This window comes from Pseudomonas atagonensis (assembly GCF_011369485.1).
GTDB lineage: Bacteria > Pseudomonadota > Gammaproteobacteria > Pseudomonadales > Pseudomonadaceae > Aquipseudomonas > Aquipseudomonas atagonensis.
This window is the reverse complement of sequence record NZ_VXCA01000018.1, coordinates 1-22,152: the sequence shown is the minus strand read 5'-3', so window position 1 is coordinate 22,152 and position 22,152 is coordinate 1. Positions and strand designations below refer to the sequence as shown.

The 22,152-nt window shown below is 59.0% G+C and carries 21 protein-coding genes and 1 pseudogene; 3 read left to right on the top strand and 19 right to left on the bottom strand.

What is annotated here, in order from left to right; translation table 11 throughout:
• The 4 genes from F2P67_RS12905 to F2P67_RS12890 form a co-directional block, all read right to left on the bottom strand.
• Window positions 1–522, bottom strand: a complete 522-nt coding sequence (locus F2P67_RS12905; RefSeq protein WP_166220857.1) for a hypothetical protein — start codon at window positions 520–522, stop codon at window positions 1–3.
• Between the two features lie 69 nt (window positions 523–591).
• Window positions 592–930 carry a phage holin family protein gene (locus F2P67_RS12900; RefSeq protein WP_077571337.1) on the bottom strand — a complete coding sequence of 113 codons (339 nt, stop codon included), beginning with the start codon at window positions 928–930 and terminating at the stop codon, window positions 592–594.
• 107 nt (window positions 931–1,037) lie between these two features.
• A complete protein-coding gene (locus tag F2P67_RS12895; protein ID WP_166220856.1) occupies window positions 1,038–1,613 on the bottom strand; it encodes a DUF642 domain-containing protein in 576 nt (191 codons plus the stop codon).
• Window positions 1,614–2,130: 517 nt separating this feature from the next.
• Window positions 2,131–2,865 (bottom strand): XRE family transcriptional regulator, encoded by a 735-nt coding sequence (locus F2P67_RS12890; RefSeq protein ID WP_166220961.1) that lies wholly within the window; start codon window positions 2,863–2,865, stop codon window positions 2,131–2,133.
• Between the two features lie 211 nt (window positions 2,866–3,076).
• On the opposite strand from F2P67_RS12890, the gene mutS reads away from it, so the two are divergent.
• Both mutS and fdxA read left to right on the top strand, forming a co-directional pair.
• Entirely contained in the window at window positions 3,077–5,659 is a 2,583-nt protein-coding gene (gene mutS / locus F2P67_RS12885) for a DNA mismatch repair protein MutS (RefSeq protein WP_166220855.1), read from the top strand.
• Between the two features lie 163 nt (window positions 5,660–5,822).
• Window positions 5,823–6,146 carry a ferredoxin FdxA gene (gene fdxA / locus F2P67_RS12880; RefSeq protein WP_007908827.1) on the top strand — a complete coding sequence of 108 codons (324 nt, stop codon included), beginning with the start codon at window positions 5,823–5,825 and terminating at the stop codon, window positions 6,144–6,146.
• A 521-nt stretch (window positions 6,147–6,667) separates the two neighbouring features.
• Here fdxA and rpoS read toward each other — a convergent pair.
• The 8 genes from rpoS to F2P67_RS12840 form a co-directional block, all read right to left on the bottom strand.
• The gene (gene rpoS / locus F2P67_RS12875; RefSeq protein ID WP_122591386.1) at window positions 6,668–7,678 is read right to left on the bottom strand and encodes an RNA polymerase sigma factor RpoS; all 1,011 of its coding nucleotides are present in this window, start codon (window positions 7,676–7,678) and stop codon (window positions 6,668–6,670) included.
• A gap of 106 nt (window positions 7,679–7,784) precedes the next feature.
• The gene (locus F2P67_RS12870) at window positions 7,785–8,654 is read right to left on the bottom strand and encodes a peptidoglycan DD-metalloendopeptidase family protein (protein WP_166220854.1); all 870 of its coding nucleotides are present in this window, start codon (window positions 8,652–8,654) and stop codon (window positions 7,785–7,787) included.
• A gap of 212 nt (window positions 8,655–8,866) precedes the next feature.
• Window positions 8,867–9,502: a protein-L-isoaspartate(D-aspartate) O-methyltransferase gene (locus F2P67_RS12865; RefSeq protein ID WP_178120928.1), complete on the bottom strand. Its 636-nt coding sequence runs from the start codon at window positions 9,500–9,502 to the stop codon at window positions 8,867–8,869.
• Between the two features lie 41 nt (window positions 9,503–9,543).
• Window positions 9,544–10,293: a 5'/3'-nucleotidase SurE gene (gene surE / locus F2P67_RS12860; RefSeq protein WP_166220852.1), complete on the bottom strand. Its 750-nt coding sequence runs from the start codon at window positions 10,291–10,293 to the stop codon at window positions 9,544–9,546.
• Window positions 10,281–11,339: a tRNA pseudouridine(13) synthase TruD gene (gene truD / locus F2P67_RS12855; RefSeq protein WP_166220851.1), complete on the bottom strand. Its 1,059-nt coding sequence runs from the start codon at window positions 11,337–11,339 to the stop codon at window positions 10,281–10,283. The genes surE and truD overlap by 13 nt, the downstream gene beginning before the upstream one ends.
• Window positions 11,336–11,809, bottom strand: a complete 474-nt coding sequence (gene ispF / locus F2P67_RS12850; protein ID WP_166220850.1) for a 2-C-methyl-D-erythritol 2,4-cyclodiphosphate synthase — start codon at window positions 11,807–11,809, stop codon at window positions 11,336–11,338. The genes truD and ispF overlap by 4 nt, the downstream gene beginning before the upstream one ends.
• Window positions 11,810–12,109: 300 nt before the next feature.
• Window positions 12,110–12,964 carry an S-formylglutathione hydrolase gene (fghA, locus tag F2P67_RS12845; protein ID WP_166220849.1) on the bottom strand — a complete coding sequence of 285 codons (855 nt, stop codon included), beginning with the start codon at window positions 12,962–12,964 and terminating at the stop codon, window positions 12,110–12,112.
• Window positions 12,965–13,029: 65 nt separating this feature from the next.
• Window positions 13,030–14,142 carry an S-(hydroxymethyl)glutathione dehydrogenase/class III alcohol dehydrogenase gene (locus tag F2P67_RS12840; protein ID WP_166220848.1) on the bottom strand — a complete coding sequence of 371 codons (1,113 nt, stop codon included), beginning with the start codon at window positions 14,140–14,142 and terminating at the stop codon, window positions 13,030–13,032.
• Window positions 14,143–14,258: 116 nt separating this feature from the next.
• On the opposite strand from F2P67_RS12840, the gene F2P67_RS12835 reads away from it, so the two are divergent.
• Complete coding sequence (locus tag F2P67_RS12835) at window positions 14,259–15,155, top strand: LysR family transcriptional regulator (protein ID WP_166220847.1); 897 nt, start codon at window positions 14,259–14,261, stop codon at window positions 15,153–15,155.
• Between the two features lie 138 nt (window positions 15,156–15,293).
• On the opposite strand, the gene ispD is transcribed toward F2P67_RS12835, so the two are convergent.
• The 7 genes and pseudogenes from ispD to F2P67_RS27780 form a co-directional block, all read right to left on the bottom strand.
• Entirely contained in the window at window positions 15,294–16,001 is a 708-nt protein-coding gene (gene ispD, locus F2P67_RS12830; protein WP_166220846.1) for a 2-C-methyl-D-erythritol 4-phosphate cytidylyltransferase, read from the bottom strand.
• The gene (gene ftsB / locus F2P67_RS12825; RefSeq protein ID WP_007908838.1) at window positions 15,998–16,276 is read right to left on the bottom strand and encodes a cell division protein FtsB; all 279 of its coding nucleotides are present in this window, start codon (window positions 16,274–16,276) and stop codon (window positions 15,998–16,000) included. Before ftsB ends, ispD begins: the two co-directional genes overlap by 4 nt.
• A 170-nt stretch (window positions 16,277–16,446) precedes the next feature.
• Window positions 16,447–17,736 carry a phosphopyruvate hydratase gene (gene eno / locus F2P67_RS12820; RefSeq protein WP_093436567.1) on the bottom strand — a complete coding sequence of 430 codons (1,290 nt, stop codon included), beginning with the start codon at window positions 17,734–17,736 and terminating at the stop codon, window positions 16,447–16,449.
• 156 nt (window positions 17,737–17,892) lie between these two features.
• A complete protein-coding gene (gene kdsA, locus F2P67_RS12815) occupies window positions 17,893–18,738 on the bottom strand; it encodes a 3-deoxy-8-phosphooctulonate synthase (protein ID WP_007954807.1) in 846 nt (281 codons plus the stop codon).
• A 5-nt stretch (window positions 18,739–18,743) separates the two neighbouring features.
• On the bottom strand, window positions 18,744–20,375 hold the full coding sequence (gene pyrG, locus F2P67_RS12810) for a CTP synthase (RefSeq protein WP_003222153.1): 1,632 nt from the start codon (window positions 20,373–20,375) through the stop codon (window positions 18,744–18,746).
• A 274-nt stretch (window positions 20,376–20,649) separates the two neighbouring features.
• On the bottom strand, window positions 20,650–21,978 hold the full coding sequence (tilS, locus tag F2P67_RS12805; RefSeq protein WP_166220845.1) for a tRNA lysidine(34) synthetase TilS: 1,329 nt from the start codon (window positions 21,976–21,978) through the stop codon (window positions 20,650–20,652).
• 35 nt (window positions 21,979–22,013) lie between these two features.
• A pseudogene (locus F2P67_RS27780) lies at window positions 22,014–22,152 on the bottom strand (IS110 family transposase); the annotation flags it as partial.

Here is a 22,152-nt window from a genome sequence, read left to right as displayed (position 1 = left end):
TCAGGCCTCCAGCGCGGTGTATTGGTCGGGGTCGTCGATGCTGCTGACTTCCCAGGTGCGGGCAAATTTCGGTGTGCCGAGCGGATCGTCGAGCAGCGTCGGGCCGAGGTAGAGGGTCTGGTTGAACGTCAACGTCCAGGCCTTGTATTGCTGCTCGGCACGGATAAGCGATGACGGCAAACCATCAATGTTCATTGGCAGATCGCATTGATCGCCGGGCAGGTTCCAGCGGTTGTCGGTGATCAGGTTTTTCAGCACTGCGATCAGATCGCACGCGGCAAATGCGCTGGCAGACAGCGCCGGAATCACTTGCAGCGACACCGTCATGACGTGTGCGATGCGTCCGTCAGCGGCGCGCACTCCCGGCGCGTTGCGGTCGAAGTCGATCAACACCCAGGCTTGATCGCCCGGCGCGGCGAAATCATCGTTATTGCCGACATTAAGGTTGAGTCCGGCAGTGTTTCGCAGCGTCGTCGCGATGGCTGTGAACAATTGCGACGGCTGCTGAATCGGTGTGGGCATACATGACCTCCTTTTCAATCGTCCACGCGAAGCCCTGCCGCCAGAACGGCGGCATGGAAACAGTCAAGGTTAAGGCTGGTCGCGCGGCGGGACTTCGCAGACGCCGATGCGCTTGGCGGCCCAGCGCTCGTACAGACCGATGGCGACATCGGCGCCGGCCATGGCGGTCAGGCAACCGAATGCGCCGGCAGCCCAGATCGACATGCCGGCGGCGTACAGCAGCATGATCGCCGAGACGCCGCAGATCATGCAGGCGCCGGAGCGCAGGGCCAGACGCCGCAACAGCGGCCAGCCGCGAGCGCCCTCCTTGTCGGCGCGCCACATTTCGCCGGACACCCCGCCCACCACGGCAAGGAGGATGACCAGCCAGATCGGCATGTCCGCCAACGCTTGTTGCTCGTTTGTCATGTCACGCCTCCCGGGAGCATTGATGAAAGTAGAGGTGGTGCGCAGACAGCACCCGTGCGCTGCTGCTTTTCACTTTGGTAGTAAGCGCAGCTCCCTGGCGGAGGGTGTTACAGGCGCTCAACAATGACGTTATCGATAAAGGCATAGTTGGCGTACGGATTCTGCTCGTTGGAAAACGCCAGGGTTGTCTGCGCGGTAATTGCGGTGAACTCGTAGGTTAAGGTGCTCCATTCAACCGCAACGCCTTTGGCTGTCGGTGTGTTGAACGTGGCGGTTTGACCGGCCACTTTCAGTTGAATGACACCGTCTCCCGAACGACTGGCGTAACGGGAGTTACCGGCGCTGAAGGTCAGTCGGTATCTGGCGCCCGGGGTAGTGGCAAAATTCTGCTGGATCCCGCCGCCGTTACCGTAAACATAGTTGGCCAGGTCAACGATCATCACGCCGTCCGCGGCAACAGAGCCGCCAATGGCATTCGGCATGTTGAAGTATTCAGCACCGGACAAGAACGTCGTCCAGCCCGTGATGGCATTGGCTTTCGCCGGGGTGTCCAGAATGCAGCCGCCAGCGCAATCCGATTGTTCAAAACTGCCGTTGACCAAAAGGTTGGCTGCCAGCACGTGTGTGCCAGTGCCGAACAGCACCGCGGTGGCCAGGAGTGGAGCGAGGTATTTCTTCAACATTGTGTGGCTTCTCATCTATGAATGATTGGTTGGTAGTAATGCCTATGCGAGCAAGGCAGGCATTCCAAAAAGCCCGGCGCAACGGCCGGGCTTTTCAGTAATGCGCTCCTTCGCCTTCCTTCAATCCTGTGTACGTGAAGGAAGCTGACTTTTCGGCGCTACTGGCGCGGTACGAGTCCATTCAGATTGTTTTTCCGACCGCGGTCCCTGCCCGCCGGATAACTGCTTCTGGTGCTTTACGCTGCACACCCGGGTCAGTTGCCAACCCTCTGAACCGTTGAGGCCGGTTCATCGCTGCCTGTTCTTGTGGAACTAAAGAGCTTGTCTTGCCAGCCGCTGTGTCGAGCGGCTTGGTGGCAATAATATGCATGGATGCATATACAGTCAATGCACGAATGCATTTATTTATGCGCAAGAAATGCACGGACGCATGAAGACCCCGCGATTCAAGGGTTGACCTGTTTCATCCAGGCGAAAAAAAACCCGCCGATGGGCGGGTTTTTCTGAAAAGGTCGGGTTAGCGGGCGTACATGCCCCACCAGAAGACATGACCGAGGATGACAATCTGCTCTTCCTGGATTTCCTGGAAGCTGTAGTCCTCATCCGGGTGCTCGTCACGGTTGAAGCTGCGCAGACGAATGCCGGTAGGCAGACGATAGAGCTGCTTCACACGAAGCTGGCCGTTGTGATTGATCGCGTACAGGTCGCCATCGATGATGTCGCCGATGCCGCACTTGCCGGCGTTGACGCCGACGGTGGCGCCATCACGCAAGACCGGCAACATGCTGTTGCCGCGTACGGTCACACATTTGGCCTGGTCGAACTGCACACCGTTATGGCGCAGGCTGCGCTTGCCGAAGCGCAGGCTAGAGCGCTCGCTCTCTTCGATGACGAATCTTCCTGATCCAGCAGCCAATTCAACCTCGCGAAGGAACGGCACCGATACTTCGTCATCATCGACAGGCGTATCGTCGTCCCACAGCATTATGTCCTTGAGTTCCGCGTGTACGTCATCACGCACGGCACCGGCCGACGCCGCGACATCCGCGCGCCCGCGCAATTGATCGGTGCTCACGGCGAAGTACTCGGCAATCTTCGAAATATGTTTATCCGAAGGATCGACGATCTTCCCGCTGAGAATCCGCGAGAGAGTGGATTGAGGCACGCCGGTGCGACGGTGGAGCTCCGTGGGGGAGATCCCGTGCTGGTCGAGCAGTGCTCTTAAGACGGAGGATACGTTGCGTTTTTGCATAACGCGCATAGTGCTTGAAGTCTTTCCCGAAGACAAATGCTGATTTGCATAAGTAATGCATAAATCAACTTTTCGATGAACAAAACGCTTGGTCGCCCGCGATGCCTGCGCCCGGAAGACTGCCCATGGTAACCTTGCGCCCATCGCGGAAAAGCCCGGCGGTTGCCGCGCTTTTGCCCTACATCTTTAAACCGAGTTGCCTGACAATCCGATGAATAAAGCCGTCTCCGACCTGTCCTCCCACACTCCGATGATGCAGCAGTACTGGCGCCTGAAGAACCAGCACCCGGTTCAGCTGATGTTCTACCGCATGGGCGACTTCTACGAGATCTTCTACGAAGACGCGAAGAAGGCGGCCAAATTGCTCGACATCACGCTGACGGCGCGTGGGCAATCGGCGGGGCAGGCGATCCCGATGTGCGGGATTCCTTACCACGCGGCAGAAGGGTACCTGGCGAAACTGGTCAAGCTCGGCGAGTCGGTGGTGATCTGCGAGCAGGTTGGCGACCCCGCGACCAGCAAAGGTCCTGTGGAACGTCAGGTCGTACGAATCATCACGCCGGGCACAGTCAGTGACGAAGCACTGCTTGATGAGCGCCGCGACAACCTGATCGCTGCAGTACTGGGCGACGAGCGTCTGTTTGGCCTCGCCGTGCTGGACATCACCAGCGGCAACTTCACCGTGCTCGAGATCAAGGGCTGGGAGAATCTGCTGGCGGAGCTGGAGCGGGTCAACCCGGTGGAACTGCTGATTCCGGATGACTGGCCGAAAGACTTGCCTGCGGAGAAACGTCGCGGCGTGCGTCGTCGTGCGCCGTGGGACTTCGAACGCGATTCGGCGCTGAAAAGCCTCTGCCAGCAATTCTCGACCCAAGACCTGAAAGGCTTCGGCTGCGAAACCCTGACCCTGGCCATCGGCGCCGCCGGTTGCCTGCTGGCGTACGCCAAGGAAACCCAACGCACCGCCCTGCCCCACTTGCGCAGCCTGCGCCACGAACGTCTCGATGACACCGTGGTGCTGGACGGCGCCAGCCGTCGCAATCTGGAACTCGACACCAACCTGGCCGGTGGCCGCGACAACACCCTGCAATCGGTTGTAGACCGTTGCCAGACCGCCATGGGCAGCCGATTGCTGACCCGTTGGCTAAACCGTCCCTTGCGCGACCTGACCGTGTTGTTGGCGCGCCAGACGTCGATCACTTGCCTGCTCGACGGTTACCGCTTCGAAAAGCTGCAACCGCAGCTCAAGGAAATCGGCGACATCGAGCGGATTCTCGCGCGGATCGGTCTGCGCAATGCGCGTCCTCGTGACCTCGCTCGTCTGCGTGACGCCCTCGGCGCCCTGCCTGAATTGCAAGTGGCAATGACCGATCTGGAAGCGCCGCATCTGCAACAACTGGCCATCACCACCAGCACCTACCCGGAACTGGCGGCACTGCTGGAAAAAGCCATTATCGACAACCCGCCAGCGGTGATCCGTGATGGTGGCGTGCTGAAAACCGGCTACGACAGCGAGCTCGACGAGTTGCAATCGCTGAGCGAAAACGCCGGCCAGTTCCTGATCGACCTGGAAGCCCGGGAAAAGGCCCGTACCGGCCTCGCCAACCTGAAGGTCGGCTACAACCGCATCCACGGCTACTTCATCGAGTTGCCGAGCAAGCAGGCCGAGTCGGCGCCCGCGGACTACATCCGTCGGCAAACGCTGAAGGGCGCCGAGCGATTCATCACGCCGGAACTGAAAGAGTTCGAAGACAAGGCGCTGTCGGCCAAGAGCCGCGCACTGGCGCGCGAGAAGATGCTGTACGAAGCACTGCTGGAAGATCTGATCAGCCAGTTGCCGCCACTGCAGGACACCGCCGGCGCTCTGGCCGAGCTGGACGTGCTGAGCAACCTCGCCGAACGTGCGCTGAATCTGGACTTGAACTGCCCGCGCTTCGTCAGCGAGCCGTGCATGCGCATCAATCAGGGCCGTCACCCGGTGGTCGAGCAAGTGCTGACCACGCCGTTCGTGGCCAACGACCTGAGCCTCGATGACAACACGCGCATGCTGGTGATCACCGGCCCGAACATGGGCGGTAAATCCACCTACATGCGCCAAACCGCTTTGATCGTCCTGCTCGCGCACATCGGCAGCTTCGTGCCGGCGGCCAGTTGCGAACTGTCACTGGTGGATCGAATCTTCACCCGGATCGGTTCCAGCGATGACTTGGCCGGTGGCCGGTCGACCTTCATGGTCGAAATGAGCGAAACCGCCAATATCCTGCACAACGCCACCGAACGCAGCCTGGTGCTGATGGACGAAGTCGGCCGTGGCACCAGCACTTTCGACGGTCTGTCCCTGGCGTGGGCGGCGGCCGAGCGTCTGGCACATCTGCGTGCCTATACTCTATTTGCTACGCACTATTTCGAACTCACCGTATTGCCGGAAGCCGAGCCGCTGGTGGCCAACGTGCACCTCAACGCCACCGAGCACAACGAGCGCATCGTATTCCTGCACCACGTGCTGCCGGGGCCCGCGAGCCAGAGCTACGGCCTGGCTGTGGCTCAACTGGCCGGCGTACCGAGCGAAGTGATCGTGCGTGCCCGTGAGCACCTGAGCCGACTGGAAGACACCGCATTGCCCCATGAAGCGCCGAAGCCTGCCGTCAAAGGCAAGCCTGCCGCTCCGCAGCAAAGCGACATGTTTGCCAGCCTTCCGCATCCGGTGCTGGATGAATTGGCCAAGTTGGACCTCGATGATCTGACCCCGCGTCGAGCGCTCGAAATGTTATATGCACTTAAGAACCGGATCTAAGCACTAAAGAACCGGATATAACGCAAACGGCTTCAAGCTGTTAGAATCTCGCGCGGTTTGGGATGCTGCTGGCTAATAGCCTGGCTGGCAGACATCGCTCCCGAACCTGGCGACCCCAACCGTGAAGGGGCAACGCTGCCGCCGCCTGAGGAGAAAATTAGAAATGACCTTCGTCGTCACCGACAACTGCATCAAGTGCAAGTACACCGACTGCGTAGAAGTCTGTCCGGTGGACTGCTTTTACGAAGGCCCGAACTTCCTGGTGATTCACCCGGATGAGTGCATCGACTGCGCCCTGTGCGAACCGGAATGCCCGGCCGTCGCGATTTTCTCCGAGGACGAAGTTCCGGAAGAGATGCAGGAATTCATTCAGCTGAACGTTGAACTGGCCGAAATCTGGCCGAACATCACCGAGAAGAAAGAATCGCTGCCGGATGCCGAAGAGTGGGATGGCGTCAAAGGCAAGATCAAAGATCTCGAACGCTGATCTGTCGCGCGTTTTCAAAAAGGCCCCTTGCGGGCCTTTTTGCTTTTCCGGGTTTTGCTTTTCTTCAGGCGAAAAAAAGGGGCGGTTTGACCCGCCCACATTTTTTCCCTATTCCCTGTGTTCCTTTTCATCGTCCTGATGAATCGCTTCCTGCGATGTCCGTTCCCCTCATCCTTGATGGGCGTGTCTATCCGTCGACACAACCCAGATACTAGAGAGTTCCCGGCCAAGAGCAATCGGGCCTCTCGCCTGAAAAGCGCTGTAATAAGCACTTCACATTAAAAAATAAATATCAAAATCAATAAGTTAGGATCAAACAATCATCTCGATAGACGTCTACTGCACTGTAAAAATAACGAACACTTACGAAAGAGTAAGCCAAGGCTTACAGCGAGAGACTACAAACGATGGAAACGCCGACCGTATGTCCGACAATGATGTTTCTTTTCGAGCCAGCCACTGGTGGACAGCAAAAAGCCCCGAACCAGTCGGGGCTTTTGGCGGGCGATCGTTAAAGGCGCTTACTGGAACAGCGACTCGCTCGACAGGCCGTTTTTCTCAAGGATTTCGCGAAGACGCTTGAGGCCTTCCACCTGGATCTGGCGCACCCGTTCCCGGGTCAGGCCGATCTCCAGGCCTACATCTTCCAGCGTGCTGCTTTCGTGGCCACGCAGACCGAAGCGGCGTACAACCACTTCACGCTGCTTGTCGGTCAGCTCCGACAGCCACTGATCGATGCTCTGCGACAGGTCGTCGTCCTGCAGCAGTTCGCATGGATCGGTCGGACGATCATCGGTGAGGGTGTCCAGCAGGGTTTTATCCGAATCCGGACCCAGCGAGACGTCGACCGAAGAAACCCGTTCATTCAGGCCCAGCATGCGCTTGACCTCACCTACCGGTTTTTCCAGCAGGTTGGCGATTTCTTCGGGTGAAGGTTCGTGGTCGAGCTTTTGCGTCAGCTCCCGTGCGGCCCGCAGGTACACGTTGAGCTCCTTGACCACATGAATCGGCAACCGGATGGTCCGGGTCTGATTCATGATCGCGCGCTCGATGGTCTGACGAATCCACCATGTCGCGTAGGTCGAGAAGCGGAAGCCGCGCTCGGGATCAAACTTTTCCACCGCGCGGATCAGCCCGAGGTTGCCCTCTTCGATCAGATCCAGCAGCGACAGCCCCCGATTGACGTAACGCCGGGCGATTTTGACCACCAGCCGCAGGTTACTTTCAATCATGCGCTTGCGCCCCGCCGGATCACCACTTTGCGACAAGCGCGCAAAATGAACTTCTTCTTCCGGAGAGAGCAATGGGGAAAAGCCGATTTCGTTGAGATACAACTGCGTGGCATCAAGTGCACGCGTGTAATCGATGTACTTATGTTGTTTAAGTGAAGCGGAGTGTTTGGATTTGGAACGAACGGAAGGTGGAGCAGCCCCTTCATCATTCGACATCGAAGAATCCGAATCGATGCCGGTCTCCATAAGGAGAACCTCATCGTCGATGTCAAACTCCGGCACTTCTTTACTGAGAGCCATTGTTATAGTCCTTTGGTGAGTTCGACCCCAAGCTCAAGCGACGCCTTTATCCTTGGCAACGCTGGAGCCTGTCCCCTCTACGCGACGGAACAGGCTGGCCTACAAATCAACGTCTTGGCAGGAACTGCAGTGGATCTACAGGTTTACCTTGTCGGCGAATCTCAAAATGCAGTTTCACCCGGTCTGTACCCGTTGACCCCATTTCGGCAATTGTCTGTCCGACCTTGACCTGCTGCCCCTCCCGTACCAACAGCCGACGGTTGTGTCCGTAAGCACTGACGTAGGTTTCGCTGTGTTTGATGATGACTAATTCGCCGTAGCCCCTTAAGCCACTCCCGGCGTATACCACCGTCCCATCAGACGCAGCTAAAACAGGCTGTCCCAAATCTCCGGCGATATCAATTCCTTTATTCAAACTACCGTTTGAAGAGAATTTTCCAATCAGAATGCCATTAGATGGCCATCCCCAGCCGGTCGGGGCCGGGCCTGCCGGAGGTAGTGGCGCTGGGGTTTGCTTGTTGGCGACGGACGGTACTGCACCCGTGGAACCAGTGGTTGTCGTGGTCGTCGTGCCATTCGCCTGGCGCCGGATTACCGTGGTTTTGCTCGACGATGAAGGCGAAGAACCGGCGTTGCTCACCACCGCTGTCGACGTTGAACCGGTACGGCCGTCGAAGCGAATCGTCTGACCCGGATGGATCGTGTACGGCGTAGGAATATTGTTCCGGGCAGCGAGGGCTTTGTAGTCCCAGCCGTAGCGAAAAGCGATCGAAAACATCGTATCGCCCGGACGGACTACATACTGCCCGGTGGTTACCGCAGGACGCTGCGCGACCGCATTGTTGCGATCGACCACCCGAACGTTGCTCGATTTGGTGCTGGAGCAACCGACCAGCAAGGTGCTCAAGACAAGGCCAGTCACCAGGCGCTGAAAGCTCGTGTTACCTATACGCTGCGCAATGACTGTGAGACTCACCCGCCGCTCCCTTTGTGGTGGCTGAAAAATTTGGAATGCCGGATTCCGGCATGAGGTGTCGCAAGTATAACGGGCCGGATCGGCTTTACCTTTAATGAAGCGAAATCGCTTCGCGCACACGTTTGCAAGTGGGCAATCCGCTGCGTTTAAACCAATGTCGCCGGTGTAAGACCGAAGCCAGCGAAAGGAATTCAGCGCCGTTGAACAAATGCTCAGGCCAGCGGCCCGTTGAGCAATGGCACGAAACGAACAGCGCCCAGAACATGCCGGGAGAAGCCGTTTTCTTCACGCACGATCAGCATCAATTGCTGCACTTCACCAGAGCCGACCGGGATCACCATGCGCCCGCCGGGAGCCAGTTGATCAAGCAGCGCTTGCGGCACATCAGTGGCCACGGCAGTGACGATGATGCCGTTATAAGGCGCCAACGCCGGCCAGCCTTCCCAGCCATCGCCCCAACGAAAGACGACATTGCGCAGGTTCAGCTCGACCAGACGTTCCTTGGCCCGATCCTGCAGGACCTTGATGCGCTCGACCGAAAACACCCGCTCCACCAGTTGCGACAACACGGCGGTCTGGTAACCGGAACCGGTGCCGATCTCCAGCACCTTGTCCAGCGGCCCCGCCTCCAGCAGCAGCTCGCTCATGCGCGCCACCATATAAGGCTGGGAAATCGTCTGGTTGTGGCCGATGGGCAGCGCGGTGTCTTCATACGCGCGATGCGCCAGCGCTTCATCGACGAACAGATGACGCGGCGTGCGGCGAATCACTTCCAGCACCTTGGCGTTGGACAGGCCTTCTTCATAGAGACGCTGGATCAGTCGTTCCCGCGTGCGCTGGGACGTCATGCCGATCCCGCTGCGCAGGCGATCTTCGTGTTCACGAGCCATCAGCGCAGTCCCTCCAGCCAGCCGTCGAGACTTCTGAAGGCGTCATTGAAGGTGCGATCAAGTTGTAGCGCAGTGATGGAAACATAACCTTGCATCACCGCATGAAAGTCAGTGCCCGGGCCGCCGTCTTCGGCATCGCCGGCGGCAGCAATCCAGTAACCGGCCTTGCCACGCGGATCGACCACTTTCATCGGCGCCGCTGCCCGGGCGCGATGGCCAAGTCGGGTTAGCTGAATGCCGCGAATGTGGTCGATTGGCAGATTCGGAATGTTCACGTTGAGTACCGTGCGTGGCGGCAGATCGAGCCCGGCATGGGCCTCGACCAGTTTGCGCGCAAAGTAGGCAGCGGTGGGCAGATTGTCCACCTGCCGGGAAGCCAGCGAGAAGGCAAAAGAGGGACGTTCGAGAAAACGGCCTTCGAGGGCCGCCGCGACCGTCCCGGAATACAACACGTCGTCGCCCAGATTGGCGCCAAGGTTGATGCCCGAAACCACCATGTCCGGCTCGCGCTCCAGCAAACCATTGAGCCCCAGGTGCACACAGTCGGTCGGCGTGCCGTTGAGACTGATAAAACCGTTGGCCAGGTATTGCGGGTGCAGCGGACGGTCGAGCGTCAGCGAACTGCTGGCGCCACTTTTGTCCTGCTCCGGGGCGATAACCACGCATTCGGTGTAATCCGCCAGCGCAGCATAAAGCGCGGCGAGACCGGGTGCGGTTACCCCATCGTCGTTAGAAATCAGAATACGCATGGGCTGTCCGTCTGCCCCACCGGCACCAGATCAACGAGTTCGCGCACCAATACGGTGGCGAAGCATCCGGCCGGGAGGACGAATTCCAGTTGCAGAATGTCAGGTTCGGGATAATGCCACGTCAACCCGCCAATGGGCAGCCGCAGGATGCGACGTTCGTGGCTCATGCCGGCGTGAATCAACCAATCGCGCAGATCCGCTTCACGAGCGGCAATCCCCTGCTCCAGATCATGGACAGCGCCGGCGGCTGGCGAGTCACCTTCGCCCCACTGCGGGCCGGTCGGATGCAGGTCGAGAATCGCCAGACGCGGGTCGCTGCACTCGGCTTCACCCGCAGGAAAAAAGCTGCGGCTGTCGGTGAAGGCCAGCAGATCGCCAACTTGGGCTTTCTGCCAGGTGCCATCGGCAACACGCGCCGCCAGCACCCGATTGAACAGAAAACTGCGCGCGGTCGACAGCAGGCGCGAGCGCACGTTTCGCTGCTCCGGCAATGCCTTGCGCGCCGCCCATGAACGCGCATCGACGACGTTGCCGCCGTCATGGCCGAAACGTTGGGCACCGAAATAATTGGGAATGCCTTGCTTGGCGATCATCTGCAGACGTTCTTCAATCGCAGCTTTGTCGCCATTGAACTGAGTCAGGCGCAAGGTGAACCCGTTGGCCGAATGCGCGCCACGTTGTAGCTTACGTTTGTGGCGCGTGGTCTTGAGGATCTTCAGCGTGTCGTTTTCCGCCGCCGACAGATCAGGATCGGCCTTGCCCGGCAGTTGTACGCTGAACCACTGACGGGTCAGCGCCTGACGATCTTTCAAACCGGCATAACTGACCGTGCGCAACGGCACACCCGCAGCCTTGGCAATACGCCGCGCAGCTTCTTCGGTGTTCAGGCCACGCTTTTCCACCCAGATCCACAGGTGTTCGCCATCGCCACTGAACGGAATGTCGAGCACTTCATCGACCTGAAAGTCTTCCGCGACCGCCTTCAGTACGGCGCTGCCCAGGGACTCGCCGTAGGCACGCGGGCCGAGCAATTGCAGTTCGTTCATGCGCGCAACAACAAGGCAACGGAATGCACGGCGATGCCTTCTTCGCGACCGACGAAGCCAAGCTTCTCGGTGGTGGTGGCTTTCACGTTCACTTGATCCAGTTCTACTTGCAGATCCGCGGCAATCAGCGCGCGCATCGATTCGATATGCGGTGCCATTTTTGGTGCCTGGGCAACGATAGTGTTGTCGACGTTGCCGACTTTCCAGCCTTTGGCGTGGATCAGCGCGACCACATGTCGCAACAGCAATCGGCTGTCGGCGCCCTTGAATTGCGGGTCGGTGTCCGGGAAATGCTTGCCGATATCACCCAACGCCGCCGCGCCGAGCAAGGCATCGCTCAAGGCGTGCAGCAGGACGTCACCGTCGGAATGAGCGAGCAGCCCGAAGCTGTGTGTAATGCGCACGCCGCCCAGAGTAATGAAATCGCCTTCAGCGAAACGGTGCACATCATAGCCGTGGCCAATACGCATAAAAAAAACGCCCCGATTTTTGTCAGGGCGTGATTCTACCTGCATTAGGCAGGGGGGTGTTCTCAATTAGTTTCCCCTCCGCGTTGTCGCCTTAAAGCGTGCCAGGCAAGGCGCAGGCCGCTGGGAATGGTTGTTCCCTTCCCAAGGCCTGTAACGCAGCTTGGCACGCTTTAAGGCACAACCCGAAGGGCCGGGCCTGCTGTTTTGCAGGGCTGCGTTGCTCGAAGCTCATTTGGAACGACCAAACCACGCTTCTCGCGCCTTGCCCTGCAAAACAGCAGACCCGGCGCGGAGTGGAAACTAACTGAGAACCCCCCCCAGGGCGCGTGCGTGATGCTGCAAGTGGTCGTCAATGAAGCTTGAGATGAAAAAATAGCTATGGTCGTAGCCCGGTTGCAGGCGCAAAGTCAGTGGATGACCCGCCTGTTTTGCCGCTTGTTGCAGGGCTTCGGGTTTGAGCTGGGTGGCGAGGAAGTCGTCGCGGTCACCCTGATCGACCAGCAATGGCAGTTTCTCGTCCGCCTCGACGATCAGCGCACAGGCATCCCACTCGCGCCATTTCGAACGGTCTTCGCCCAGATAACGGCTGAACGCTTTCTGGCCCCACGGGCAATCCATCGGATTGTTGATCGGGGAAAACGCCGACACCGACTGGTAACGCCCCGGATTGCGCAGCGCGCAGACCAATGCACCGTGACCGCCCATGGAGTGGCCGCTGATGCTGCGTTTGTCCGACGCCGGGAAATGCGCTTCAACCAGTGAAGGCAATTCCTGCACAACATAGTCATGCATCCGATAGTGCCGCGACCAAGGTTCCTGCGTGGCATTCAGATAGAACCCGGCACCAAGACCGAAATCCCACGCGCCATCCGGGTCACCCGGTACATCGGCGCCACGGGGACTGGTGTCCGGCGCCACAACGATCAAACCCAGTTCGGCAGCCATGCGCATCGCGCCGGCCTTCTGCATGAAGTTTTCATCCGTACAGGTCAGGCCTGACAGCCAATACAGCACTGGCAGCTTGCCGCCCTGCTCTGCCTGCGGCGGCAGATACACGGCAAACACCATGTCGCAGCCCAGCACTTCGGAGCGATGGCGATAGCGTTTATGCCAGCCGCCGAAACTCTTCTGACAGGAGATGTTTTCCAGACTCATGTAAAGACTCCTACGCGGTCACAGCCACAAGCCTTCAAGACTTGCAGCCATGTCGCCACGATTGATCAGAAATGAATGACGGTACGGATGCTCTTGCCTTCATGCATCAGGTCGAAGGCCTTGTTGATGTCTTCCAGACCCATGGTGTGAGTGATGAAAGTATCCAGCGGGATTTCACCGCTCTGCGCCATGTCGACATAGCTGGGCAACTCAGTACGGCCACGCACCCCGCCGAACGCCGAACCGCGCCAGACGCGGCCAGTGACCAACTGGAACGGACGGGTGGCGATTTCCTGACCGGCACCGGCCACGCCGATGATCACCGACTCGCCCCAGCCCTTGTGGCAGCACTCGAGTGCCGCACGCATCAATTGCACATTGCCAATGCACTCGAAGGAGAAGTCGACGCCGCCATCGGTCATGTCGACGATCACTTCCTGGATCGGGCGATCGAAATCTTTCGGGTTCACGCAATCGGTGGCACCCAGTTGCTTGGCGATTTCGAACTTGGCCGGATTGATGTCGATGGCGATGATGCGCGAAGCCTTGGCCTTCACTGCGCCGATCACTGCCGACAAACCGATGCCGCCGAGGCCGAAAATCGCAACGGTGTCACCCGGTTTGACCTTGGCAGTGTTGATCACCGCGCCAATGCCAGTGGTCACACCGCAACCAAGCAGGCAGACCTTTTCCAGCGGCGCATCCTTGGAGATTTTTGCAACGGAGATTTCCGGCAACACGGTGTACTCGGAGAAAGTCGAAGTACCCATGTAGTGGAAAATTGTTTCTCCCTTGTAGGAAAAGCGCGAAGTGCCGTCCGGCATCAAGCCCTTGCCCTGAGTGGCGCGAATCGCCTGACACAGGTTGGTCTTGCCCGATTTGCAGAATTTGCACTGACCGCACTCCGGGGTGTACAGCGGGATCACGTGGTCGCCGACGGCCACCGAGGTCACGCCTTCACCGATCGCTTCAACGATGGCGCCACCTTCGTGGCCGAGGATCGACGGGAAGATACCTTCCGGGTCAGCACCGGACAGGGTGTAAGCGTCAGTGTGACAAACCCCGGAAGCCACCACGCGCAGCAACACTTCACCGGCCTTGGGCATGGCGACATCGACTTCTACGATTTCCAGCGGCTTTTTGGCCTCGAAGGCAACGGCGGCGCGCGACTTGATCATGCTGACTCTCCAGTGAATCCAATGAATAAAAAACCAGACGGCCAGTGTAGTTCAGCGCTGACTGATTAATAATCTGACCAAATGAAAAATATTATTGCCGTACAGGGATAATCCTAATGTCGGAAAACCGCTGGGAAGGCATCGACGAGTTTGTGGCCGTCGCCGAATGCAGCCAATTCACCGCCGCCGCTGAACGCCTTGGGGTTTCCTCCTCGCACGTCAGTCGACAAATTGTACGACTGGAGGAGCGATTGCAGACACGTCTGCTCTACCGCAGTACCCGGCGGGTCACACTGACCGAGGCGGGACAGACGTTTCTGCAGCATTGCCAACGCTTGCAGGACGGCCGTGAAGAAGCTTTGCGCGCGGTGGGTGACCTGACCAGCGAACCCAAGGGCATGCTGCGCATGACCTGTGCCGTGGCCTACGGCGAACGCTTCATCGTGCCTCTGGTCACCCGGTTCATGGGGCAATACCCGCAACTGCGCATCGACATTGAACTGACCAATCGACAACTCGATCTGGTGCATGAAGGGCTCGATCTGGCGATCCGTCTGGGTCGTCTGCAGGATTCGCGGCTGGTCGCTACACGCCTGGCGCCGCGTCGGATGTATCTGTGCGCGTCACCGTCCTACCTTGAACGGTACGGTCGGCCACACAGCTTGTCGGAATTGAGTCGGCACAATTGCCTGATCGGCAGCTCGGACATCTGGCAACTGGAACAGAACGGGCGGGAATTTTCCCAGCGCGTTCAGGGAAACTGGCGCTGCAACAGTGGGCAAGCGGTGCTGGATGCGGCGCTACAAGGCGTCGGTCTGTGTCAGTTGCCGGACTATTACGTGCTGGAGCACCTGCACAGCGGTGCGCTGATTTCTTTGCTGGAGGCGCATCAACCGCCGAACACAGCGGTGTGGGCGTTGTATCCGCAGCAACGACACTTGTCGCCGAAGGTGCGCAAACTGGTTGATTTCTTGAAGGAAGGGTTGGCTGAAAGGCCGGAGTATCGGACTTAGAAGATTACCGATGTGTCAGCAACAGATTGGCTGGCCGGGGGTACCGCTTTCGCGAGCAAGCCCGCTCCCACAGGGGAATGCGTTCCAAATGTAGGAGCGGGCTTGCTCGCGAAGGCGATCTGAGAGACGCCAGTGAACTCAGCGGCGGTTAGCCCAGCGCTGACGCAACCATTCGAGATCTTCGGGACGGGTGACCTTCAGGTTATCCGCGCGACCTTCGATCAGGCGCGGGGCCAGGCCCGCCCATTCCATCGCTGAAGCTTCATCGGTGATGACCGCATCCGCGACCAGACTGTCCGCCAGCGCGCGGTGTAGAGCACCAATGCGGAACATCTGTGGCGTATAGGCCTGCCAGATCACGCTGCGATCAACGGTTTCAACCACGCGACCGTGCTTGTCGACGCGCTTCAGCGTGTCGCGCGCGGGAACGGCGAGCAAACCACCCACCGCGTCATCCGCCAGCTCAGCGAGCAACTTGTCGAGGTCATCGCGACTCAGATTGGGGCGTGCAGCATCGTGCACTAGCACCCAGTCCTCGTCGTCAGCACCTTGCGCGTGCAAATGCAGCAATGCGTTGAGCACCGAGCCGGAACGCTCGGCGCCACCCTCGACTCGCGCAATTCGCGGATCGCTGGCGCTGGCCAGGTTCGGCCAGTAAGGATCATCAGCAGCAAGACTGACCACCAGCCCCTTGAGGCTTGGGTGATCGAGAAAACAGCCGAGGCTGTGTTCGAGAATTGTACGTCCGCCCAGTTGCAGGTATTGCTTGGGACGGTCCGCGGCCATACGGGCACCGACGCCCGCGGCAGGAATCACGGCCCAGAAGGCCGGCAGGGAATCGATCATTGGGCCAACTGGTAAAGGGTTTCGCCGTCCTTGACCATGCCCAATTCGTGACGAGCCCGCTCTTCAACGGTCTCCATGCCTTTCTTCAACTCGCTGACTTCAGCATCCATCACTCGGTTGCGCTCCAGCAAACCTTCGTTCTCGGCATGTTGATCAGCAATCTGCTGATTCAGCTCGGCGACTTGCGCCAGACTGCCATTGCCCACCCACAGGCGGTACTGCAGACCGGCCAGCAGCAAGAGCAAAACGAGAAACAACCAGTAAGGACTGCGCATCGAATATCAGGTATCCAGTGAAAAAAGACCGCCACGCCAAAACTTTGAAGCATCTGATAGCACGAAGCCTGGAAGAACCAGGCTTGTGCTGTAAGGCATCAGATTAGTGGCAAATCCATCGCTGTCACGACTTTTCCGACACAATCCGGTGTCCTTTTATCAGTTTCCGCTTAACCGCGGAACTCGCTGCGACCGTTGTACTTGGCTTTGCCATTCAACTGCTCTTCGATACGCAGCAGTTGGTTGTACTTGGAAACGCGGTCGGAACGGCACAACGAACCGGTCTTGATCTGGCCAGCCGAAGTACCTACAGCCAAGTCGGCAATGGTCGAATCTTCGGTTTCGCCCGAACGGTGCGAGATCACGGCGGTGTAACCGGCAGCCTTGGCCATCTGAATGGCCTCCAGGGTTTCGGTCAGGGTGCCGATCTGGTTGAACTTGATCAGGATCGAGTTGGCGATCTTTTTATCGATGCCTTCTTTCAGGATCTTGGTGTTGGTCACGAACAGGTCGTCGCCGACCAGTTGGGTCTTCTCGCCGATCTTGTCGGTGAGGATCTTCCAGCCAGCCCAGTCGGACTCGTCCAGACCGTCTTCGATCGAGATGATCGGGTAACGCTCGGTCAGACCTTTGAGGTAGTCGGCGAAACCTTCAGCGGTGAACACTTGACCTTCGCCGGACAGGTTGTACTTGCCGTCTTCGTAGAATTCGCTGGCCGCGCAGTCCAGAGCCAGGGTCACGTCGGTGCCCAGCTTGTAACCGGCGTTGGCCACAGCTTCGGAGATTACTTTCAGAGCGTCTTCGTTGGACGCCAGGTTCGGTGCGAAACCGCCTTCGTCGCCAACGGCAGTGCTCAGACCACGGGCCTTCAGCACAGCTTTCAAGTGATGGAAAATCTCGGTGCCCATGCGCAGACCTTCCGAGAAAGACTTGGCGCCAACCGGCTGCACCATGAATTCCTGGATGTCGACGTTGTTATCGGCGTGTTCGCCACCGTTGATGATGTTCATCATCGGAACCGGCATCGAATAAACACCCGGGGTGCCGTTCAGGTTGGCGATGTGCGCGTACAGCGGCAGATCCTGATCCTGTGCAGCGGCCTTGGCAGCAGCCAGGGACACGGCGAGGATGGCGTTGGCGCCCAGGGTTGCCTTGTTTTCGGTACCGTCGAGCTTGATCATCGCGTGATCCAGGGCTTTCTGGTCGCTTGGGTCAGTGCCCAGCAGCAGATCGCGGATCGGACCGTTGATGTTGGCTACCGCTTTGAGCACGCCCTTGCCCAGGTAACGGCTCTTGTCGCCATCACGCAGCTCGAGCGCTTCACGCGAGCCAGTGGATGCACCGGACGGCGCGCAAGCGCTGCCGATGATGCCGTTGTCGAGAAGCACGTCCGCTTCCACGGTGGGATTGCCACGGGAGTCGAGAACTTCACGACCTTTGATGTCGACGATTTTTGCCATTGTTGTAAACACTCCAAAGTTGACGAAAACGACGCAGCTAGAGGAAATCTTTTTACCGTCGGCAAGTGGTGTGCAGCGGGCAGCTTGCAGACGACAACGCACATGCCCGAGGGCATGTGCGACAAATCGTGCGGTACTTTACCGGAGAATTGAGGTTTACGCGGTTTCTACCGTCGGAAAACTCTTCACCAGTTCGTCCAAAGCTTTGAGCTGGGCCAGGAATGGCTCCAGTTTGTCCAGACGCAGGGCGCAAGGGCCGTCGCATTTGGCGTTGTCCGGATCCGGATGCGCTTCGAGGAACAGACCCGCCAGCGACTGGCTCATGCCCGCCTTGGCCAGATCGGTGACCTGTGCACGGCGACCGCCGGCGGAGTCGGAACGACCGCCAGGCATTTGCAGCGAATGGGTCACGTCGAAGAATACCGGGTACTCGAACTGCTTCATGATGCCGAAGCCGAGCATGTCGACCACGAGGTTGTTGTAGCCGAAGCTCGAACCACGTTCGCAGAGGATCAATTGGTCATTACCCGCTTCCACGCACTTGTTCAGGATGTGTTTCATTTCCTGAGGCGCGAGGAACTGGGCTTTCTTGATGTTGATGACGGCATTGGTCTTGGCCATCGCGACGACCAGATCGGTCTGACGCGACAGGAAGGCCGGCAGTTGGATGATGTCGCAGACCTCAGCGACGACCGCAGCCTGATCAGGCTCGTGGACGTCGGTAATGATCGGCACGCCGAAAGCTTGCTTGATGTCCTGGAAGATGCGCATGCCCTCTTCCAGGCCAGGACCGCGATACGAGGTCACAGAAGAACGGTTGGCCTTGTCGAAACTGGCCTTGAACACGTAAGGGATGCCGAGTTTTTCGGTGACCTTCACGTACTCTTCGCAAACCTGCATGGCCATGTCACGGCTTTCCAGCACGTTCATGCCGCCGAACAGCACCATGGGTTTGTCGTTGGCAATTTCGATGTCGCCGACGCGGATGATCTTCTGTGCCATCGGGGTTACGCCTTCTTCTGGTGTTGAGCCAACGCTGCTTTGACGAAGCCGCTGAACAGCGGATGGCCATCACGTGGTGTCGAGGTGAACTCAGGGTGGAACTGGCAAGCGACGAACCATGGATGATCCGGGGCTTCGACCACTTCAACCAGCGCTGCGTCAGCGGAGCGACCGGAGATTTTCAGGCCGGCTTCGATGATTTGTGGCAGCAGGTTGTTGTTCACTTCGTAACGGTGACGGTGACGCTCGACGATCACGTCCTTGCCGTAGCAATCGTGCACCTTGGAGCCGGCTTCCAGCAGGCATTCCTGAGCGCCGAGGCGCATGGTGCCGCCCAGATCGGACGCTTCGGTACGCACTTCAACGGCGCCGGTGGCGTCTTCCCACTCGGTGATCAGGCCGACAACCGGATGGCCGCTGGCACGGTCGAACTCGGTCGAGTTGGCGTCTTTCCAGCCCAGCACGTTACGAGCGAACTCGATGACCGCCACTTGCATGCCCAGGCAGATACCCAGGTATGGAACCTTGTTTTCGCGAGCGTATTGAACGGCAGTGATCTTGCCTTCGACGCCACGCAGACCGAAGCCGCCCGGTACGAGGATCGCGTCGACACCTTCGAGCAGCGCAGTGCCCTGATTTTCGATGTCTTCGGAATCGATGTAGCGCAGGTTGACCTTGGTACGGTTGGTGATGCCGGCGTGACTCATCGCTTCGATCAGCGACTTGTAGGCGTCCAGCAGCTCCATGTACTTGCCGACCATCGCGATGGTGACTTCGTGCTCCGGGTTCAGCTTGGCATCGACAACCTTTTCCCACTCGGACAGGTCGGCGCCATTGCATTGCAGGCCGAAACGCTCGACGACGAAATCGTCCAGACCCTGAGCGTGGAGCACGGCCGGGATCTTGTAGATGGTGTCGACGTCTTCCAGGGAGATCACCGCACGCTCTTCAACGTTGGTGAACAGCGCGATCTTGCGACGCGACGACACATCCACCGGATGGTCGGAGCGGCAGATCAGCACGTCTGGCTGCAGGCCGATCGAACGCAGTTCCTTCACGGAGTGCTGGGTCGGCTTGGTCTTGGTCTCGCCCGCGGTGGCGATGTACGGAACCAGGGTCAGGTGCATCAGCATCGCGCGCTTGGAACCGACTTCCACACGCAGCTGGCGGATGGCTTCGAGGAACGGTTGCGATTCGATATCGCCCACGGTACCGCCGATTTCCACCAGGGCCACGTCGGCGTCGCCGGCACCCTTGATGATGCGACGTTTGATTTCGTCGGTAATGTGCGGAATCACCTGGATGGTTGCACCCAGGTAGTCACCACGGCGCTCTTTGCGCAGCACGTGCTCGTAGACACGGCCGGTGGTGAAGTTGTTGTTCTGGGTCATGGTCGTGCGGATGAACCGCTCGTAGTGGCCCAGGTCCAGGTCGGTCTCGGCGCCGTCGTGGGTGACGAACACTTCACCGTGCTGGAACGGGCTCATGGTGCCCGGGTCGACGTTGATGTACGGATCCAGCTTAAGCATGGTGACCTTAAGCCCCCGCGCCTCCAGGATGGCCGCCAATGAAGCCGAGGCAATGCCTTTCCCCAATGAAGAAACAACACCGCCCGTGACGAATATGTAGCGCGTCATGAAAAACCCTAGAAGTCTGCGTTAAAGCGGTACGAGCCGCCGGGGAAAGCGAAGGAAGGCCGAAGCCCCCGATCACCTGCATTAATCACAGTGCACCTTTCAAAAAAACCGCCGCGTTGGGACAGACCGGCAGATGAAACACCGGTACGTTGCTCGCTACACATTTTTTGGAATCGCCCAGCAAAGACTGCTTGGTAATCGGCAACTCCTGCAATTCAGGCGAATCCACAGAAGTTGTATCAAGAAGGGAGCGTAGTCTACCGGAATGCCCCTTTCATCTCAAACCTTGATCTTCGTCTCTTGGCTGCCAATGCAATTTCCAGCCGTCCAGCGCATTGCCATCAAGACCCGGCAGGTTCGCCACCGCGAGCAATTCTTCGCCGCGAAACAGCAGCGGCAATCTGCCACGCACAAAACCCGGCACAGCACGCTCATTGAGCAGGCGCTTGAGGTCGCGATGACCCCGTTCGGCCAGATGCATCACTTCGCCGCCCTGCCGATAAGCAATGCGCAATGGCCCGTGAGGCGGCTGGCCACTGAACATGACACGACCGTTATCCGCCAAGCGTAGCGGCGCCGAGAGCGTCTGCCACTCGCCGCCGATCACCGGTTTACGCAACCAGTCGTCGCTGAGCCACCAGACCCGACCGCCGCTGCGATGCAGTTCGCCTTCGGCCAGACGCCAGATCGGCGTAGCATCGTGAGCGGCCTCACACAGATCAGCCCAACCCGACCAATGGTCGCTATCCGGCAGCCGCGTCAACGGTTGCAGCCAATGACTCAGCGCGTTGCGTTGACGAGCGGCAGACAACGCCGCCAGTGGCGCCCACTCCAGCGAAGGCAGGCGTAGCCATTCAAGCGTGTTCGGGGTCTTGGCTTGCGCCAGATCCATTTGCGCCAGCTCATCCAGCAGCCCTTGCGCCTCGCGCAGATGCGCGGCGCTGCGGGCCATGCTCGCCGCTGCCTGTGGCCAACGCCCGGTCAGTGTCGGCATGACTTGATGGCGTAAAAAGTTGCGCGAGAAATGCGGATCCTGATTCGACGGGTCTTCGATCCAGCTCAATCCATAAGCCTGCGCGTAGGCTTCCAACTCAGTCCGCGAGACATCCAGCAACGGGCGAACCAGAGCGCCCTGCCCCAGCGTCCGCTGCGCCGGCATCCCCGCCAGGCCACGCACCCCGGCTCCGCGCAACAGCCGGAACAACAGCGTTTCCGCCTGATCGTCGCGATGCTGGCCCGTGAGCAATACGTCGTCGGCTTGCGTCAGCGAACTGAACACCGCGTATCGCGCATCCCGCGCGGCCCGCTCCTGACTTGCGCCCGGCTTCACGGCCACTCGCTCGATCCGCAACGGCACGCCCAGTGCATCGCAAACGGACTGGCAATGTTGCGGCCAAGCATCAGCCGCAGTTTGAAGGCCGTGATGGATGTGGATGGCGCGAAGCGTGGGGAGGGATTCAGATTTGGCGAGGTGGGCGAGCAAATGCAGGAGGACGGTGGAGTCGAGACCACCCGAGAACGCGATATGCCAATGAGCAGCCTCGCGCCATGGCTCGAGATTCAGCAAGAGCCTTGCAGGCAAATCAATCACGGACTGATGCATTTCTGTCTCTTTGCCCAAATCGAATGTGGGAGATTCTATGTTTGAGGGGAACCCTCAAACATAGAATTCGGCTTGTATTCGCTTTGGTTTTTCATCAACGCGAACATCACTCTTGCCAGCTTGCGAGCCAGTATCACCAACGCTTCCGTAGCCTTCAGGCCTCGTGCCAAGCAC

Coding starts and splice junctions, on each gene's coding strand:
- mutS (WP_166220855.1), top strand. CDS start 3,077: ATGAATAAAGCCGTCTCCGACCTGTCCTCCCACACTCCGATGATGCAG.
- rpoS (WP_122591386.1), bottom strand. CDS start 7,678: ATGGCTCTCAGTAAAGAAGTGCCGGAGTTTGACATCGACGATGAGGTT.
- F2P67_RS12835 (WP_166220847.1), top strand. CDS start 14,259: ATGTCGGAAAACCGCTGGGAAGGCATCGACGAGTTTGTGGCCGTCGCC.
- ispD (WP_166220846.1), bottom strand. CDS start 16,001: ATGATCGATTCCCTGCCGGCCTTCTGGGCCGTGATTCCTGCCGCGGGC.
- F2P67_RS12895 (WP_166220856.1), bottom strand. CDS start 1,613: ATGTTGAAGAAATACCTCGCTCCACTCCTGGCCACCGCGGTGCTGTTC.
- tilS (WP_166220845.1), bottom strand. CDS start 21,978: ATGCATCAGTCCGTGATTGATTTGCCTGCAAGGCTCTTGCTGAATCTC.
- ftsB (WP_007908838.1), bottom strand. CDS start 16,276: ATGCGCAGTCCTTACTGGTTGTTTCTCGTTTTGCTCTTGCTGCTGGCC.
- kdsA (WP_007954807.1), bottom strand. CDS start 18,738: ATGGCACAGAAGATCATCCGCGTCGGCGACATCGAAATTGCCAACGAC.
- fdxA (WP_007908827.1), top strand. CDS start 5,823: ATGACCTTCGTCGTCACCGACAACTGCATCAAGTGCAAGTACACCGAC.
- pyrG (WP_003222153.1), bottom strand. CDS start 20,375: ATGACGCGCTACATATTCGTCACGGGCGGTGTTGTTTCTTCATTGGGG.
- F2P67_RS12905 (WP_166220857.1), bottom strand. CDS start 522: ATGCCCACACCGATTCAGCAGCCGTCGCAATTGTTCACAGCCATCGCG.
- F2P67_RS12890 (WP_166220961.1), bottom strand. CDS start 2,865: ATGCAAAAACGCAACGTATCCTCCGTCTTAAGAGCACTGCTCGACCAG.
- F2P67_RS12840 (WP_166220848.1), bottom strand. CDS start 14,142: ATGATCAAGTCGCGCGCCGCCGTTGCCTTCGAGGCCAAAAAGCCGCTG.
- fghA (WP_166220849.1), bottom strand. CDS start 12,964: ATGAGTCTGGAAAACATCTCCTGTCAGAAGAGTTTCGGCGGCTGGCAT.
- ispF (WP_166220850.1), bottom strand. CDS start 11,809: ATGCGTATTGGCCACGGCTATGATGTGCACCGTTTCGCTGAAGGCGAT.
- surE (WP_166220852.1), bottom strand. CDS start 10,293: ATGCGTATTCTGATTTCTAACGACGATGGGGTAACCGCACCCGGTCTC.
- truD (WP_166220851.1), bottom strand. CDS start 11,339: ATGAACGAACTGCAATTGCTCGGCCCGCGTGCCTACGGCGAGTCCCTG.
- F2P67_RS12865 (WP_178120928.1), bottom strand. CDS start 9,502: ATGACGTCCCAGCGCACGCGGGAACGACTGATCCAGCGTCTCTATGAA.
- F2P67_RS12900 (WP_077571337.1), bottom strand. CDS start 930: ATGACAAACGAGCAACAAGCGTTGGCGGACATGCCGATCTGGCTGGTC.
- eno (WP_093436567.1), bottom strand. CDS start 17,736: ATGGCAAAAATCGTCGACATCAAAGGTCGTGAAGTTCTCGACTCCCGT.